A 17265-nucleotide genomic window follows, 5' to 3' on the forward strand; every position below is an offset into this window, starting at 1 on the left:
CTATGAAAGAAATTTCATAGTCCCATTTTTATTTCTCTAAGTATTGTGTCAAAAATACCTTTTTACCATCTACCACAACTCTTATCTCCCCTCCCATGTCAGTTCTATAGATTTCTGCTCCATATTTATCTAGCCGGTTAAGGAGCTGCTTATGAGGATGGCCATAGGAATTATCCTTTCCGCAGCTTATAAGCGCCACCTTTGGATTTATCAGCCTAAGAAATTCATCGTCTGTAGTGTACATTGATCCATGATGTGCCACTTTGAGAAGAGTAATATCACTGTATCTGCCGTCTGCATTCCTTAGGAATGTATCAATTTGTTCTTGTCCTCTTCCTTCAACATCTCCTGTAAAGAGCGCTTTAAATGTGTTATCAGCATAACTTGCAGCAGCTTTTTTGTATTCCATATAAAGAACTGTAGAATACTCATTGGCTCCATCCGTAGCCATTCCGGATTCTGGATTGAGACACAAAAACTCGCAGTCACCCATACTAAATTGCTTGCCAGAGCTGATATAAGTAATTGGAATAGATAGCTCTTTTGCCCGTTGTTCAAGCAAAAGATAGTTCTCTCCCCTGGAACCTTTTGATATCTCAGGAAGCATCAGGCTGCCTATCCTTATTCCGCCTTTTTCCATATCACCCATGATCTCTAGTATTCCGCTGCAATGATCCTGATCCTCATGAGTTAGTACCACAAGGTCAAGCTTTCCTATACCTTTGTATTTCAGGAATGGAATGATCTGGTACTTGCCTACATTCTTTTTGGAAGTACTGCCGCCATCAATAAGCATGTTCATTTTGCTGCTTGAGATCAGGATCCCGTCTCCCTGGCCTACGTCGATCATGTTTATCTCAAGATCAGGATGCGATCTGAATGTCAGTACAATTACGGCTGCTATCAGCATAAGAGCTCTGGAAATATCCATAGTCTTTAAAGACATCTTAAGTATTCTCTTGCCCTTTTTCCTGACGTATTTTTGAAAGGAATGGTTTGAAGCTACTATAAATACCACTATAAAAGCTAGATATAGCGCCAACTGATAGTTCTCAGAATGCCCCATGTACCAGGTAAATTTACCATTAACTGTGTCAATTGAGCTTATCATCCTGTAAAAGTACAGGACCACATGAACCATAAAGCCTGGAAGATATCCAAGAAGGGGAAATACTGCCCCAAGAAGCATTGCTGTAATTCCAGCAAGCATAAGGATTGTCATAAGCGGTATTACAAAAAGATTTAAAACAATAGAATGGACCGGATAAGTGTAATAATACATTGCATAGACCGGAAGTGTCGCAAGTGCTATTGAAAATCCGGTATGGAGCCCGTCCAGCGAATTTTTTAATGCATTACTTAAAAAAGTTAAAGCCTTCTGCTGTTCTCTCTCATCTACAAGCCTCATCTTAGCAGGCATATACTCAGCAAAAGGCCTAAGAGCCGGCTTTATAACTGCTATCCCAATAACTGCCCCAAAAGAAAACAGAAAGCCGCTGTTATAAAGGTAAAGGGGCTGATCTAATAAGAGAAGTATCTCAGCAACAGAAAGAGCGCTAAGAACATCGTAGGTCCTTCCTGCCATAGGCGCCAAGAGCCGCAGCACAAACATGCATACTGCCCTGAATGATGAAGTCCCCATTCCGCACATAATTCCATAGGAATACATCACAAGTATTGAAATTCCTGTTGGCAAAACGCTGCAAATTATCCTAAGGGGAGTTTTTCTTTTACTGGCAGGTGCAAAACTACTAACATATCCAAAGGCCATCTCCATAAGAGCCTTTATAAATCTAAATATTCCCATTCCAATGATAGAGATGTGGAGCCCGGAAACCGCAAGAGTATGCATGATACCGCTGCTCTTGTACATATCCTTGGTATCTTCATCCAAAAAGGCCTTATCCCCCAAAAGCATCGCCTTCATTATGGCTGCGTCCTGCTTTTGTAATATACTGTCAAGAACTCTTTCAAAAAAGATCTTTACTCTAAACAGCCCCTCTTTGTACCAGCTTATCTTGCCGCCTCTTTCAAGTATCTTTACATTATTTAGTCTGTATGAAATTTTTAAAGTTGAATAGTACAGGTAGCTGTCAAATTCACCAGGATTGGTGGGATGAGAGAATGTCTTTACCTTTCCGGAAACTTTCACATACTCTCCTATAGATGGGACCTTATTTACAGATGGATCCAGATAGCACTGGACCATCTCAAAATCCCTGTTTTTCTGTCCTGTGGGGATCAGATAGATCACAGATATGTCTTCTCCAAGATGGCCTGCTTTTAGCTCTTTTTGTTGAACCTTTCCAAAAAGCTCAACAAAGCTATTGTCAGGCGGGTCATTTGCCAAGGCCCTGCCATCCTTAAAGACATTTAGAAAAAAAGCAGCTACCGTCACTAGAATTGCCAAAAGGCACAACGGTCGTTTCAAAAAATACTCCTATATCAGTTAGAGCCCTCAATAATATCCAGATTTCTCTCATAAGGCCCTGAGATTGAGAAATCCATAAAGGTAAAAGTGGAACTTCCATTTACTGAAAAAGCCACTTTATTGACGTCTGAAAACTCTGCAATTGTATTTACAAGAGAATATAGTGCCACCTCAGCAGTGACATTATATGGCTCATTTAAAAATGCTGAATCAAAATCAATGTAGCAGACTCCGTCCTTGACGTTTATGCTGTTGATCTTGCTGTCCTTGGAGATAGTCGGAAAACAGATATCAGTGTTAGGTCCACTTATTATCTGCTCTACAGCAAGTCTCTCCATGGAGATATTACTGTTATACACAACAGATCTGTATACCGGGATCAGCTTATCTCCTGCCTCATTGGCAAAATACAGCTTGAGCTCCACCTTCTCGTAGGTGTTGATCTCATTACCTACATTGAAGATAAATGTATCTGCAGACATATTTCCAATGATATTTCCATAGTGGTCAGTAAGTGGCACTCCCTCCACCTGGAAGCTCACATATTCGATATCATCAAGCTGCGTAAAGGTCCTTACTATTGCTGCCCTGTCAAGAACTTCAACAGTTCTTCCAATATCCAGATACCTGGTATCAAAATTCAGAGTAAGGAGCTTGTCTGCAATAGTATAGCCAATAAGATTAACTTCTCCAGTAAGTGGTGCCTCATATTGCCTTCTCTCACTCATGGTTCCAAGCTGCTCAATAAGCTCTGCAATAACCGCATCGATATCAGACTTGTCGCTTTTTATCTCATAGTCCACAGCCATGATACCTGTCTCTGAATTGTTGACATAGAATATCTTAAAAGAGTCAGGGGCAGCTGTTTCTTTTTTCTGGCAGCCAGTCAGCATCAGGCTGATCATTGTAAGCGCCATGGCAAAAGAGATTATTCTATTTTTTATCTCATTTCCAGATCTCATATTTTCCGTTCCAAAAAGATTACTTGGTAAGCGCCAAAGTACTTGTAAGAGGAATCTTAACCGTAAAGGTTGTTCCCTCATCAACTACGCTACTTACATCAATTGTTCCTCTGTGCATAAGTACAGCATTTCTGGCGATGGAAAGACCAAGGCCTGTACCGCCGATTTCTCTGCTTCTTGATTTATCTACCCTGTAAAATCTCTCATAGATGTGATCAAGGGATTCCTCTGGGATTCCATAACCAGAATCGATTACCTTTACGTAGAAAAACTGATGATCAGCATCAAGCTCAACCTTGACCCATCCCTCATCCTTGTTGTATTTAATGGCATTTTCAACAAGGTTCATAATGACCAGTGAGATCTTGACCTCATCAATTTCAGCAGTTATAGCTCTTTTACTCTCAAGGGTAAGCTCGATATTATGCTTTCTTGCAATAGGGCGAAGCCTCTTAAGGACGATCTCTGTAAGATTTACCACATCTACTGAAGTTATGGTAAGGCCAGAAGCTTTTTTGTCCATCTTAACAAGAGCAAGAAGATCGTTGATGATCTTATCCTCTCTGTCAATCTCAGCACCTATATCGGTCATGAACTCTCTATAGACCTCATTAGGAACATCCTCCTGGGCCAAAAGAGAATCTGCCAAAACCTTCATGGAAGTGATAGGTGTCTTGAGCTCGTGGGAGACATTTGAAACAAACTCCTGACGTGAGTCATCCAAAACCTTCATGCGCCTAAGAAGAGCGTTAAAAGCATTGATGATCTGTTCTGTCTCAAGATAGTTAGGACCTACTATAGGTTCATCTGTATAGCCGGCCTTAACATCGTTGATGGCTGTTGTGATCCTGTCGAAGGGCCTAAGCAGCATAATGGATACCCAGGCCGCAAACAAAAGGATTATAAGGATGATCATTATCTCAAGTGTCTGGGCTCTTCTACTAAGGATCTTAAGTGTCACGGCAATTGTTTCAGTTGAAACACTGGTAAGAAGCACTCCTCTTACAACTTCACTGACCTTTCCTGATACTGATACGTCCTCTTCCTCGATATCTTCACTTTCAATGATAGGCGTTACAATTTCAATATAGCCGTTGGCCTGATCGTACTTTGATACCGTTCCCTTGGAACCGGTCTTAAGGCAGTTGACCACCTCTTCAGAAATAATGGTCTTACCCTGACTGATATTGTAAGTGTCCTTAACAACCTTTAGATCGTCATTGATAACAATAACTCGGCCATCATAGAGATTGGCCAGCATATCGAGCTCAGCATTAATAACCTCAGAAGAAGTATCCTGAAGGTAATTGGAAACAATGAGGTGATTGGCGAGAATACGCAGCTGCGTCTGTGCCTCAGTTGATTTGACATTGACAGCACGATTCTCATAGCTGTCCAGAATGACAGAATGCATAACAAGGCAGGATATAAGCCCTGTAAGGAAAACTATGACAAAGAATCGTACTCTAAGACTTTTATATATGCCTCTTATCTTAAAACCACTAGTCTTATCCATAATTATGCCTGGAAATAGTATCCAGCGCCCCACTTGGTACGAACGAATCTTGGCTCGCTGGGATTATTCTCAAGTTTCTCTCTAAGTCTTCTGATGTGAACGTCAACGGTTCTCTCATCTCCAGGATAATCGCTGCCCCAGATGGTCTCAAGGAGCTCCTCTCTGGAATAGGTCTTACCCGGTGTTGACGCCAAAAGTTCAAGGAGCTCATACTCCCTGCTTGTTACGTTGATCTCTTTATCCTTAACAAATACTCTTCTGTACTCTTCATTGAGCTTAAGGTCTCCAAAGGTCATAACCTTGGCTGTATCAGTAGTTCTGACTGTTCTTCTGATGATAGCCTTGATCCTTGCCTTAACCTCCAGGATGTTAAAGGGCTTGGTGATATAATCATCAGCGCCATACTCAAGACCCAGGATCTTGTCCATATCATCTCCCTTAGCTGTGAGCATGATGATAGGAACATTGGAAAACTCCCTGATCTGCTGACAAACTTCAAATCCTGTAAGCTTAGGAAGCATAACATCTAAAAGGATAATGTCATATTCTGTTGCCTTGGCCATATCCAGCGCTTCCTGCCCATCATATGCACAGTCGACCACAATGTCATCCTGTTCAAGACTGAACTTGATTCCCTTTACAATTGCCTTCTCATCATCAACAACAAGCGCTTTTTTACTCATAACATCACCATTCCATTTGCTCAAACCGTTATATGATCCTTGATCTTGGAAAAAAGCTTATCCTTGATCCCGGAAACGTTCATAATATCTTCAATTGACTTAAATGCTCCGTGCTGCTCTCTGTAACTTATGATCTTTTCTGCAGTAGCATTTCCAATTCCAGGAAGAGCCGTAAGTTCATCTCTTGTAGCAGAATTTATGTTTATCAGTCCGCTACCTGCACCAGCACTATCGCTGTTAAAATAGGTGCTTTCTTTATCAAAAGTCTCAACCTGCAAAGCAGCAGATTCCATTGTTTCCTGCATTGTAGGTATATAGAGCTTGATACCGTCATCTAAAAGAGCTGCCAGATTAACATAGGTTTTATCTGCAGTCTCCAAGAAGCCACCAGCGGCCTCTACTGCATCTACCACACGGCCACCTTCAAAAAGCTCATAAACTCCAGGTTTTTCAACCGCTCCGCAGACATATACAAATATACTTGCGGGGGTCTTTTTTACCTCTTCTGCTGGCTCCTGGTCTTCTTTGGATGACTCTTTTTCGCTACTATCTTTTTCTTCCTCATCAAAAGGTGTTTCATCAATGACAGAAGCGCTACCTGTAGCAACATCTGTCAGAACAATTTCTTTTCCCTGTGGCGCACATCCTGTTAAGAAAAGCGCCAAAAGTACTGCTAATAATACTCTTTTTTGCATGTTTCCTCCTATATAGGAGGGCCCCATCCATGCTTATTTATTCTAGTAAATTAAAAAGAATAATTCAATGATTAATCATCATCTTCTACAAGTCCTGCGGTAATAGCCTCATCATCAGGATCAGGAATCGTAGTCTCTGTATACTCAGTTCCGGTTATCTGAGTCTTGATGCTCTCAGACACAGCTTTGAGGGTAGAATTACAATCAGCACCATTCCAGATATTGGTAAATGCGATCTCAAGCTCCATCCAGAGATTGCTCGTCTCTATAGTCTTGGGCATAGGGACTGAATCAGCATATACTGAAGCGAAGGTGTTCAGCCTCTTGTCCTCGTAGTTAACACCGTCATGAGCTGCAAGCTTATTGCTGAGTTTATATATGTCTCCTGAATTGTCGCTGCAAAGGAATCTTGCAACATCCTCAGCATCCTCGGCATTTTCAGAATAACCATTGACAACAAGGCACTCTGTTACAGACATCGTCCTTGATCCAAAATCATCTGTAAGGCCAGGCATATCAGCTACTTCAAATTCAAAGTTGCACTCTCCTGATGCCTTGGCATCCTCGATCTTTTTCATAATATCAGTAGTTGCTATGGTAAATACAACCTTGCCATCAATAAAGTCCTGGACAATGGTGTCGTAATCGATCTGTTTAGGGTCAATAGCAAAGAACTGGTTAAGCTGCTGATAGATCTTCATGCAGCTTATGGTATCAGTGTTATAGATATCAAACTGCTCCAGATCATCGCCAAAGTCTCCGCCAACATTCATGTAATTACCTACGAAGAAGTAATTGTAGAAAATATCTGTCACATCCCATTCAAAGACAGCCTCAACCTGCTCCGGCGCATTGTAGTTCTCAGCGAATTTAAGGATATCTGAAATGTTAAGAGGAAGGCTCTCAGCCACAGCCTCATCGATCATTCCCTGAGTGATTTCAGCGCCTGAATTATCTTCTGCAAGTACCTCTTCATCCTCAGAAGGCTCACTGTTTTCAGAAGAATCGATCTCTGCCTGAGCCGCCTCTCCCTCCTCTATATCAATCTCAGACTGAAGATTCTCTGTGGCCATATTCTCAAGATAGGTCTTGTTGTAAATAAGGGTGCTGGTCTCAAAATAAAATGGATAAGCAACCTTCTTGTTATTGTAGGTTACAGAGTTAAGAGCGGCTGCAGGGAAATCTCCCTTTAGCAAAAATCCATCATCCTCTATATCCTTGGCAAGTCCAGCAAGATAAGCCTTTTCAAGAGAATCGTTTGTTATTATATATAGATCCGGGAAGTTATCTTCATTTACAGAAGCCTTGCCAACTGCCTCAAGGTACTCAAGGCCTGAAACAAGAACAGGTTCAATACGAACCTTGCTGTTTGACTCAGAATAAGCTACCGCCTTGCTCTGAAGGTAAGGCGTCAAAGAATCGTCCGTATACCAAAGCCTCACGGTGGTCTTATTACGGGAAAAGAAAGAATAATCCTCAAAAATGCTCCTGTCTGAGCGGGCATACACATAAGTGCCCGCCAAGGCAAGTGCAACAAGTATTATAGAAATGATACGAACTCTAAGTTTCATAAAGACTCCAAACATGAATCCAATATGGATATCATGTCATCAACATTCTCCTTAGTAATAACAAGCGGTGGAACAAATCTTATTATATCAGAGCCTGCGTTAATAAGGATAAGTCCTTTTTCAAGAGCCTTAACAATCACGTCAGAGACAGGTCTGTCAAAGACAAGTCCCTGCATAAATCCCATACCACGTCTGTCTACGATAAAGTCATATTTGTCCTTAAGCTCGTCAAGGCGCTTCTCCAAATATGGAGCCACCTGATTCACATTATCTATTATATTGTCCTCTTTGAATAAATCAAGAACTTTGGAAACCGCAGCACAGGCAAAGGGATTTCCGCCATAGGTGGTACCATGATCTCCTGCAACAAGCGATGCTGAGCCAACTTTTTCTGTTAAAAGAAATGCTCCCACAGGAACTCCGCATCCAAGAGCCTTGGCAGTTGTCATTATATCAGGCTTAACACCATATTTCTGCCATGCGTACATATATCCGCATCTTCCCATTCCACACTGGATCTCATCAAGAATAAGAAGAATATCCCTCTCATCACAGAGTTTCCTTACTTTCTTAAGGAAGTCTTCTGTAGCAGGATGGATTCCGCCTTCACCCTGAACTGTCTCCATGATGATCGCGCAGGTTTTGTCTGTCACGCATCCAAGTACGCTGTCAAAGTCGTTAAGATCAGCAAACTTTATGTTGCCGATCATTGGCTCAAAGGCTTCCCTGTAGTGGGGATTACCTGTTACTGAAAGTGCTCCAAAGGTTCTTCCGTGGAAGGAGTGGTTCATGGCAATGATCTCATGATCAGTTTTTCCATCCTTTAAAAATGCGTACTTCCTAGCTGCCTTTATGGCACCTTCCACTGCCTCTGCTCCGCTGTTTGTAAAGAAAACCCTGTCCATACCTGAAGCTTCTTTGATCTTCTTTGCAGCCTCTATCGCAGGAACGTTGTAGTAGTAATTGGAAGTATGAAGCAATTTATCTATTTGTTTTTTGAGAGCATCATTATAACTCTTGTTATTGTATCCAAGGGCAAAAACAGCGATTCCTGACACGAAATCAAGATACTTTTTTCCGTCAAGGTCATAGAGATACACCCCATCACCGTGATCTAAAACGATCTGATATCTGTTATAGGTGTGTAAAAGAGCTTTTTCAGCCTCATCAATATATTTCTGCATCATCTCACTCATCGAAGTAATCTCCTCTTAAGCTCCAGCCTTTGCCATATCGTCTGAATCTGGCATAAACATTGTTCCAATACCTTTGTTAGTAAAGATCTCAAGAAGCAGGCAGTGTGCGATCCTTCCATCAAGAATGTGGACTCTGTTAACGCCGCCTCTTACAGCATCTGTGCAGTTGCCAAGCTTTGGAAGCATTCCGCCTCCTATATTGCCACTGGCAATAAGCTCATCAGCCTCTGAACAGGTAAGTCTTGAAATAAATGTAGAAGGATCCTTGATATCCTTGTAAACACCCTCAATATCAGTAAGGAATGCCAGTTTGTCTGCGCCAACAGCCTTGGCAATGGCACATGCAGCATCATCAGCATTGATATTATAGGTATCAAACTTGTCATCAAGTCCTATAGGAGCAACTATTGGCAGGTAGTCATTGTCTAAAAGATCATATAAGATCTTAGGGTCAACCTTGTCAACTTCGCCAACATAACCAATGTCCTGGCCCCCTGACAGCTTCTTTGTAACATGAAGAAGTCCGCTGTCCTTACCGCTTATACCGATCGCCTTAACCCCCAGCTCCTGTACCATGGTCACAAGCTGCTTATTTACTCTTCCAAGTACCATCTCAGCGATCTCCATGGTCTCTGAATCAGTAACTCTAAGGCCATTTACGAACTCAGCTTCTTTTCCAACCTTGGATACCCATGAGCTTATGGCCTTTCCTCCGCCATGGACTATGATTGGCTTAAAACCTACAAGTTTTAAAAGAGTAACATCTGTTATTACATTTTTCTGAAGTTCCTCGTTGCTCATGGCACTTCCGCCATACTTAACAACAATGATCTTTCTGTTGAACTTCTGAATATAAGGCAGAGCCTCAACTAATACTTCTGCTTTTTTAAGTACATCCTGCATATCCTTGTCCATGATAGTCTCCTTAGCTCCTGTAATCTGCATTTATCTTGACGTAGTCATAAGTAAGATCGCATCCCCAGGCTGTGGCTTCCTCGCTGCCTTCATGCATGTCAACAAACACTGTAACTGCATCAGCCTTCATAATTTCAAGGGCTTTATCTTCATCAAATACAATAGGTGTTCCCTTATCGAAAACCAAAAGTCTTCCATTTTCGCTTTCAAAATACAGCTCAACGTCGTTTTGGTCAAAGGAAGCTCCTGAGTATCCCATAGCGCAAAGGAATCTTCCAAAGTTGGCGTCACATCCAAAGATTGCGGCCTTTGAAAGATTAGAACCAACAATGGCTCTTGAAAGAGTTCTTGCATCCTCCTTGGTCTTTGCATTTACAACCTTTGCTTCAAAGAGCTTACTTGCGCCCTCTCCATCAGCTGCCATCTTCTTTGCAAGGAAGGCGCACACATAGAAAAGAGCCTCTTTAAAGATTTCGTAATCTCCGCCCTTTTCAGTTATCTTTGCATTTCCAGCCTCTGCATTGGCCATAACTAAAAGGGTATCATTGGTAGAAGTATCTCCATCCACAGTTATCATGTTAAAAGAATCCTTGACTACCTCTGAAACAGCCTCCTGCAAAAGAGACTTGTCAATATCAAGGTCAGTTGTAAGGAAAGCAAGCATTGTACACATGTTGGGATGGATCATTCCAGAGCCCTTGCTCATTCCTCCAAGGGTAACTGTTGTCCCTCCTATTTCAAATGTAACAGCAACCTCCTTGTTAACTGTATCGGTTGTCATGATTGCCTTAGAAGCAGCTGTTCCAGCGGACTTACTGCTATCTAAAGTTGTGCTCATTTTTTCAACGCCAGCAGTAAGCTTCTCAACAGGAAGCTGCATTCCTATAACTCCGGTAGATGCCACTGCAACAGATGTAAATGGTACATTAAGAGCCTTCTCAACAGCTTTTGCAGTCTTTTCGCAGGCTTCAAAGCCCTCTTTACCTGTGCAGGCATTAGCTATTCCTGAATTGACAACAACAGCATGAAGAGGATCCCCTGATGCCACAAGCTTCTGATCCCACTGAACGCATGCAGCCTTAACAACATTAGATGTAAAGGTTCCAGCTGATACACATGGCTTTTTAGAAAAAACCAGCGCCATGTCAGTTCTGTCTTTATACTTGATCCCAGCTTCGCAGCAAGCAGCTTCAAAGCCCTTCGCAGCAGTAACGCCGCCCTCTATAGTATTCATATTGGCCTCCATTATTTATTAAATATTGTCAGATTATCTGTATTAAGAACGTAGTCGTAATAGTTCATGTCATCTCTGAGCGTCCAGCCCATTTTCTGCCAGAATTTGTTTCCTACGGTATTGGTTACAAAGGCGTTTAGGCAGACCTTGTTGATCTTTTCCTTTTTGAGCTGCTCACAGCAAAAGCCAACCATCTTTTTACCAATACCATGCATTCTGTATTCTTCACTTACACACACGTGATACAGACATGCTCTTCTTCCATCATGGCCACATAAAATAGCACCTACTATCTTTCCATCCTGCTCGTAGACAGCACTGGTGGTTGGATTTCTTTTTAAAAATCTCTCAATTCCCTCTCTGGAATCGTCCATGGACCTGATACCAAATCCGTGAATTGACATCCACAGAGCATAAACCTCATCATAGTCATCACATGTCATTACCCGAACCATAACTAATCCTCTTTTATCAAGTATTTATTTCCCTGATCAAGGGAAAAGTGGAACCATTGAAAGGCCCATAGTCTCATCAAGACCAAACATGATGTTCATATTCTGGACAGCCTGTCCTGCAGCACCCTTTACGAGATTATCAATTGTGCCCATCATGATGACTCTTTTTGTTCTTTCATCAATCTTAAAGCCAATATCTACGAAGTTACTTCCCTCTACCCATCTTGTTTCAGGATATACTCCGTCCGGTAAGAGTCTTATGAACTTCTCATTTTTATAGTACTTCTCATAAGCAGCTCTGATATCCTCCTTGGTAGGAAGAGAACCGTCCTTCATAGTAAGAGATGCATACTCAGTGGCAAGGATTCCTCTGTTCATTGGAACAAGGTGAGGTGTAAAGTTTATGACCATCTCTTTTCCAGCTGCATATGAAAGCTGCTCTTCTATTTCAGGAGTATGTCTGTGACTTGCTACTCCATAGGGCTTGGCTGATTCATTTACTTCGCAGTAGAGGTTTGCAACCTTAGCCCCACGTCCCGCTCCCGAAACTCCTGAAAGAGCATCAACAATAAGTGTATCCGTATCGATAAGTCCCTCTTTTATAAGAGGATATGCAGTAAGGATTGAGCAGGTAGTATAGCATCCGGGGTTTGCAACGATCCTTGCATTTTTTACCTTGTCCCTGTTTATCTCACAAAGTCCGTACACAGCTTCCTCTATATACTGTGGTGCCTTGTGCTCAATCTTGTACCACTTTTCGTAAACTGAAACATCCTTTAATCTAAAGTCCGCTGAAAGATCAATGATCCTGGTCTTACTTAAAATATCTTCATTGACAAGTGATGCGCAAAGCCCCTGAGGTGTTGCTGTAAATATTACATCAGCCTTTTTAGCCAGCTCATCCATGTTGTCATCCATGCACTTTGCATCTACAAGCTCAAAAAAGTTTCCATATATATTACTGTAATTTTCATCAATGTAACTTCTGGAGCCATACCATACGACCTCAGCCTCTTTATGACCCTGAATAAGCCTTACTATTTCAGCTCCTGCGTAACCTGTAGAACCAATAATTCCAACCTTTATCATACTTTCTGCCCTTCTTTCGAACTAATAACTTGTTTCAGTATAAGTCCAAAAAATGAATATTGCAATAGAAAACATAAATATTTATGCACTAGAATATCTTTTTTTAAATATTTATGCAAATATCTATTGCATTTTATACATTTTGGGTTTATATTAACTTTCAGAGCGGCGATTGATGTTTTTTAATCTGCCACCAAAAAGTATACCATAATTCGATTATGAAAAATCACATTATAAAGAAAGAAGAGGAAACAAAACATGGCTAAAGAAAAAGTAATCCTTGCATACTCCGGCGGACTTGATACAACTGCTATCATCCCATGGCTCAAAGAAAACTTTGATTATGAAGTTGTTTGCGTCTGCATCGATTGTGGACAGGAAGAAGAGCTCGACGGACTTAACGATAGAGCAATCAGCTGTGGAGCCAGCAAGCTCTACATTCTTGATGTAGTTGATGAGTTCTGTGATGAGTACATTGTTCCCTGCGTAATGGCCCACGCCGTTTATGAGAATAAATATCTTCTTGGAACTTCAATGGCTCGTCCTCTTATCGCTAAGAAGCTTGTTGAGATCGCCAGAAAAGAAGGCGCTGTTGCCATCTGCCACGGTGCTACAGGTAAGGGTAACGACCAGATCCGTTTCGAGCTTGGAATCAAGGCCCTTGCTCCTGATATCAAGATCATCGCAGCATGGAGAAACGACAAGTGGACAATGGATTCACGTGAGTCAGAGATTGAGTACTGCAGGCAGCATGGCATCAATCTTCCATTCTCTGCTGATTCAAGCTATAGCCGTGACAGAAACCTCTGGCATATTTCCCACGAGGGACTTGAGCTTGAGGATCCATCTCTTGAGCCTAACTACAAGCACCTTCTTGTTCTTGGTAAGACTCCTTTAGATGCTCCAGATGAGCCAACCACAGTTACAATGACCTTTGAAGGCGGAATTCCCAAGTCTGTTAACGGAAAAGAGATGAAGGTTTCCGATATCATCAGAACCCTCAATAAGCTGGGTGGTGAAAACGGAATCGGTATTGTAGATATCGTCGAGAACCGTGTAGTTGGAATGAAGAGCCGCGGCGTATATGAGACACCTGGTGGAACCATTCTCTACGAGGCACATCAGCAGCTTGAAGAGTTGATTTTGGACCGCGATACCTATACAATGAAGAAGGATATGGGCAATAAGTTTGCAGATCTAGTTTATGAAGGGAAATGGTTCACTCCTCTTCGTGAAGCCGAGCAGGCATTTATCGAGTCCACACAGAAATATGTTACTGGTGAAGTAACCTTCAAGCTCTACAAGGGCAATATCATCAAGGCTGGAACCAAGTCTCCATACTCTCTCTACAATGAGAGCATCGCTTCTTTCAAGACTGGAGATCTCTATGACCACCACGATGCAGAAGGTTTCATCAATCTGTTTGGTCTTTCATCTAAGGTTCGTGCCATGAAGATGCAGGAAGTAGCCAAAAACAAATAATAGATGAAATCCATCTTCTATCTTGCAGGATTTTTAATAGTAATGAATATCATAGGGTTTGCCTCAATGGGTATTGATAAGAAAAGGGCTCAGCGCAGCGCTTTTCGTATCCCTGAGGCAACCCTTTTTGCTATTGCACTTATTGGCGGAAGTTTAGGATCCATCCTTGGAATGAGAGTTTTCCATCACAAGACCAAGCACTGGTACTTTAAATTTGGAATGCCACTTATCCTGATCCTTCAGATCCTGGCTGCTACTCTACTCTACTTTAGTCCTTTAGAATTCAAGTTCATGTAAAGGGGAGAACTGCTATGCATTTAGCTGTTTGTGATGACAATATCGCTGACAGAAAGCAGACTGAAAGACTGCTTGGACGTCAGTCCGACCGCATCTTTAAAGAAACCGGAGAGCGCATCTACATTGATTCTTATGGCAATGTTGAGGCTTTCATGCAGCGCCCTCAAATGTATCACGGACTTTTTATTGACATGACTACTGAGCCCTGCAATGGGTTTGAGGTTTTAAAAAAGCTCCTGGCAGTGGGAATAGTAAGACCAATAATAATGTGCTCTTCTACAATTGACTATAAAGAGCTTTCTAAAGAAGCTGGTATAACTGCTACCAACGTATACTATCTTGATAAACCCCTTAAGGTGGCTGAGCTTACCAACATGATCGATACTATCAAGGAGCGGACAGGCGTAGTCATCCCAACAGTTGAGCTTAGAGGCCAGAAGGAAACCATCTATGCAAGAGGCGATGATATAGTCTGCGTTACCAGAACCCAGTCCTCAAAATCCGAACTTGACGTTTATTTATCCGGTGACCGCAAGATCTCTATTATCGAAGATATTGTAAACTTCTATGACCAGTGCGCGGACTTTCCACAGCTGTGCCCTGTCAATGACTACGGAATCGTTAATGTCAACCATATAAAAAAGACTTCCTTTGGCAAAGTTACTCTTGATAATAACGTTACCTTGAAAGTCTCTTTCACGTATAGAAATTCAATTGAACAAACTAGATTGCTTTTACGCTCTCACCCTCAATAAGATGTCCCTCTAATATCATGATGCCCTGGCGATAACGCTCCCTACTTATCTTGCGGATCAGGTTAAGAACTGCATTCCTGCCCATCTCATAGGTATCTACGCCATAGGTGGTTATTTTAATATCACACATTCCCGGATAAACAAAGTTATCAAAACCTACAACCGAGATGTCATCAGGGACCTTATAGCCTTTATCCCGTAGTTTCTTGATAAGGACACTTGCTGTAAGATCGCAGTTGCACACAAAGGCTGTTGGCATATCAGCTGGGAGCTTGAAAAATGTTGCGGCATCTATCGCACCATTTTCAATATCCCTGTCATCAATGACCCAGTCTGCTCTAAACTCCACTCCATGCTCTAATAGCGATTTTCTATATCCAAAGTATCTGTCAGTTATGACTCCGGATGCCAAGATCGTTCCAACAAAGGCAATCTTTTTATGCCCCTTATCAAACAGATAATTGGTTATGCAGTATGAACCATTATAGCTATCAGATATAACTGCATCCTCATCTCCTTTGTGATTGCAAAAATCCAGATAAATCGTAGGAATACTACTCTGAGACTTTATCTCATCAAGATATGCTTCATCAAGTCTTCCGATGACTAGTATGCCTTGAACTTTTTTATCAGTAACAAGTCTTGGAAGCTGCCTATTCTCCTGCGCTTTATCTGAAATAACCTCAAGCATTGTAAAACAGCCTCTGTCCATTGCAAGTTGTAAAACCTGCTGATGGAGTTTGTTGTAATAGCTGCTAAACTCACTCATAAACTTCTCGGCAATGATCACGCCAATGGTATAGCTCTTTTTCGAGCTGTCAGTCTTATGGGATATTGAAGGAATATATCCCATTTCACTGGCAAGAGAGTTTATTTTTTCTCTTACGGCTTCACTCATGCCCTTTTGACCCGATAGTGCCTTGGAAACAGTAACTGTACTTACCCCAACCCTCTCGGCAATATCTCTTAATCTTACACTTTTTGCCATAAATAGCCCCTTGTAGTAAACTTGTTTTGTTGTAACCCCGTTATTAACAGAAGCACAATTAAATTATAACCTATTAATTTGAATAAAAATACATCTTTTTAAGGTGAAAGAAGTTTTTGATAATATAAAATTAGTTTTTGATCAAGGAGAAAAACATGATAGCTGTAAAGGTAATGAAGCAAAAGAATTTCATGGCAAAACTGCTTACCAGCGAGCTTTTTGACAATTTCCTGGTAGAGGAAGTCGTAATAGATACCTATAACACATTTTCCATAGACGGACGTATCCATAAGGAGTTTTATAAAAATGCAAATGATGAAGGTGAGAGCTGTCCTAAGGAAGATTTTTCAAAATGGGAAAAGATCCGTCCAATCTGCCTGGATCTTATAAAAGGCAGACAAACTCCCCTTGGATTTAAGTTTATCCTTCGCTTAAGTGATGAACAGAAAACTTCTCTTTTTAAGGAATTAGACAGCGATATTTCTTTAGATCAGGTGTCTTTTGGTATAAATATTAAGTTTTTGCAAGGGGAAGTTATGGTCACAACCGGTGTAAATTACAATATCTTTACACTGGATAAAGAAGCAGAAAAAGCCTGGGACAACTATGTCCCAAGCTTCCTTGAATCAAACGATATTGAAACAGATATATTATGATCAAGTGCTGTACTTGGTCAAAATATTGATAAGCTCATCGTATTTTGGCTTTATCTGATCGTACTTTTCCTTGTAGCCTTCCATGGAGCCGGCTCTTAGTATCTCAGTGAGCTCGCATACAGGCGTAAGGAATCCCTTAAGTCCAAGGTTGGCGCCTACCCCCTTAAGTGTGTGCACTGCCTTGAAAGCCTCGGAAACATTGCCCTCAGCCAGATACTTGGTCAGGTCATTCATGTTCTGATCTGCAAGGAACTTGAACATGAACTTGGCGATAAGATCCTCATTGCCCATGAATCTGTCCAGAATCTCATCCCAGTCAACGCCCCATGCAATTAATTCT

17 protein-coding genes are annotated in these 17265 nt (G+C 41.5%); 4 read left to right on the forward strand and 13 right to left on the reverse strand.

Going from position 1 to position 17265, the window contains the following annotated elements:
• Positions 1 to 28: 28 nt before the first annotated feature.
• From J6I68_RS16225 to argC, 11 genes are all read right to left on the reverse strand, one after another.
• Complete coding sequence (locus J6I68_RS16225) at positions 29 to 2431, reverse strand: DNA internalization-related competence protein ComEC/Rec2 (protein ID WP_292221818.1); 2403 nt, start codon at positions 2429 to 2431, stop codon at positions 29 to 31.
• A gap of 14 nt (positions 2432 to 2445) precedes the next feature.
• Positions 2446 to 3393, reverse strand: coding sequence for a GerMN domain-containing protein (locus tag J6I68_RS16230; RefSeq protein WP_292221820.1), 948 nt, complete (start codon positions 3391 to 3393; stop codon positions 2446 to 2448).
• A 19-nt stretch (positions 3394 to 3412) separates the two neighbouring features.
• On the reverse strand, positions 3413 to 4909 hold the full coding sequence (locus J6I68_RS16235) for a sensor histidine kinase (protein ID WP_292221821.1): 1497 nt from the start codon (positions 4907 to 4909) through the stop codon (positions 3413 to 3415).
• Positions 4910 to 4911: 2 nt separating this feature from the next.
• Positions 4912 to 5592 carry a response regulator transcription factor gene (locus J6I68_RS16240; protein ID WP_292221823.1) on the reverse strand — a complete coding sequence of 227 codons (681 nt, stop codon included), beginning with the start codon at positions 5590 to 5592 and terminating at the stop codon, positions 4912 to 4914.
• A gap of 20 nt (positions 5593 to 5612) precedes the next feature.
• Positions 5613 to 6287, reverse strand: a complete 675-nt coding sequence (locus J6I68_RS16245) for a helix-hairpin-helix domain-containing protein (RefSeq protein ID WP_292221824.1) — start codon at positions 6285 to 6287, stop codon at positions 5613 to 5615.
• A 71-nt stretch (positions 6288 to 6358) separates the two neighbouring features.
• Positions 6359 to 7858: a sugar ABC transporter substrate-binding protein gene (locus tag J6I68_RS16250; protein WP_292221826.1), complete on the reverse strand. Its 1500-nt coding sequence runs from the start codon at positions 7856 to 7858 to the stop codon at positions 6359 to 6361.
• Positions 7855 to 9054: an aspartate aminotransferase family protein gene (locus J6I68_RS16255; RefSeq protein ID WP_330622557.1), complete on the reverse strand. Its 1200-nt coding sequence runs from the start codon at positions 9052 to 9054 to the stop codon at positions 7855 to 7857. Before J6I68_RS16255 ends, J6I68_RS16250 begins: the two co-directional genes overlap by 4 nt.
• Positions 9055 to 9069: 15 nt before the next feature.
• On the reverse strand, positions 9070 to 9969 hold the full coding sequence (gene argB, locus J6I68_RS16260) for an acetylglutamate kinase (protein WP_292221827.1): 900 nt from the start codon (positions 9967 to 9969) through the stop codon (positions 9070 to 9072).
• Positions 9970 to 9979: 10 nt separating this feature from the next.
• Positions 9980 to 11203: a bifunctional ornithine acetyltransferase/N-acetylglutamate synthase gene (gene argJ / locus J6I68_RS16265; protein ID WP_292221828.1), complete on the reverse strand. Its 1224-nt coding sequence runs from the start codon at positions 11201 to 11203 to the stop codon at positions 9980 to 9982.
• Positions 11204 to 11214: 11 nt separating this feature from the next.
• Positions 11215 to 11658, reverse strand: a complete 444-nt coding sequence (locus tag J6I68_RS16270) for a GNAT family N-acetyltransferase (protein ID WP_292221830.1) — start codon at positions 11656 to 11658, stop codon at positions 11215 to 11217.
• Between the two features lie 36 nt (positions 11659 to 11694).
• Complete coding sequence (gene argC / locus J6I68_RS16275; protein ID WP_292221832.1) at positions 11695 to 12747, reverse strand: N-acetyl-gamma-glutamyl-phosphate reductase; 1053 nt, start codon at positions 12745 to 12747, stop codon at positions 11695 to 11697.
• A 258-nt stretch (positions 12748 to 13005) separates the two neighbouring features.
• Between argC and J6I68_RS16280 the strand changes: the two genes are divergently transcribed.
• From J6I68_RS16280 to J6I68_RS16290, 3 genes are read left to right on the forward strand one after another with little or no spacing between them, the layout of a single operon-like run.
• Positions 13006 to 14229, forward strand: a complete 1224-nt coding sequence (locus tag J6I68_RS16280) for an argininosuccinate synthase (protein WP_292221834.1) — start codon at positions 13006 to 13008, stop codon at positions 14227 to 14229.
• Between the two features lie 42 nt (positions 14230 to 14271).
• Complete coding sequence (locus tag J6I68_RS16285) at positions 14272 to 14526, forward strand: DUF1294 domain-containing protein (protein ID WP_330622559.1); 255 nt, start codon at positions 14272 to 14274, stop codon at positions 14524 to 14526.
• Between the two features lie 14 nt (positions 14527 to 14540).
• Positions 14541 to 15281 carry a response regulator gene (locus tag J6I68_RS16290; protein WP_292221836.1) on the forward strand — a complete coding sequence of 247 codons (741 nt, stop codon included), beginning with the start codon at positions 14541 to 14543 and terminating at the stop codon, positions 15279 to 15281.
• Here the strand turns inward: J6I68_RS16290 and J6I68_RS16295 are convergent.
• The gene (locus J6I68_RS16295) at positions 15250 to 16269 is read right to left on the reverse strand and encodes a substrate-binding domain-containing protein (protein WP_292221838.1); all 1020 of its coding nucleotides are present in this window, start codon (positions 16267 to 16269) and stop codon (positions 15250 to 15252) included. The genes J6I68_RS16290 and J6I68_RS16295 overlap by 32 nt on opposite strands.
• A gap of 155 nt (positions 16270 to 16424) precedes the next feature.
• Between J6I68_RS16295 and J6I68_RS16300 the strand changes: the two genes are divergently transcribed.
• Positions 16425 to 16925, forward strand: a complete 501-nt coding sequence (locus J6I68_RS16300) for a DUF5721 family protein (protein WP_292221840.1) — start codon at positions 16425 to 16427, stop codon at positions 16923 to 16925.
• Here J6I68_RS16300 and J6I68_RS16305 read toward each other — a convergent pair.
• The coding region (locus J6I68_RS16305; protein WP_292221841.1) for an Hpt domain-containing protein at positions 16926 to 17265 on the reverse strand (340 nt) is incomplete at its 5' end.

The sequence above is a fragment of the Butyrivibrio sp. genome, assembly GCF_017940685.1.
Taxonomy (GTDB): domain Bacteria; phylum Bacillota; class Clostridia; order Lachnospirales; family Lachnospiraceae; genus Butyrivibrio.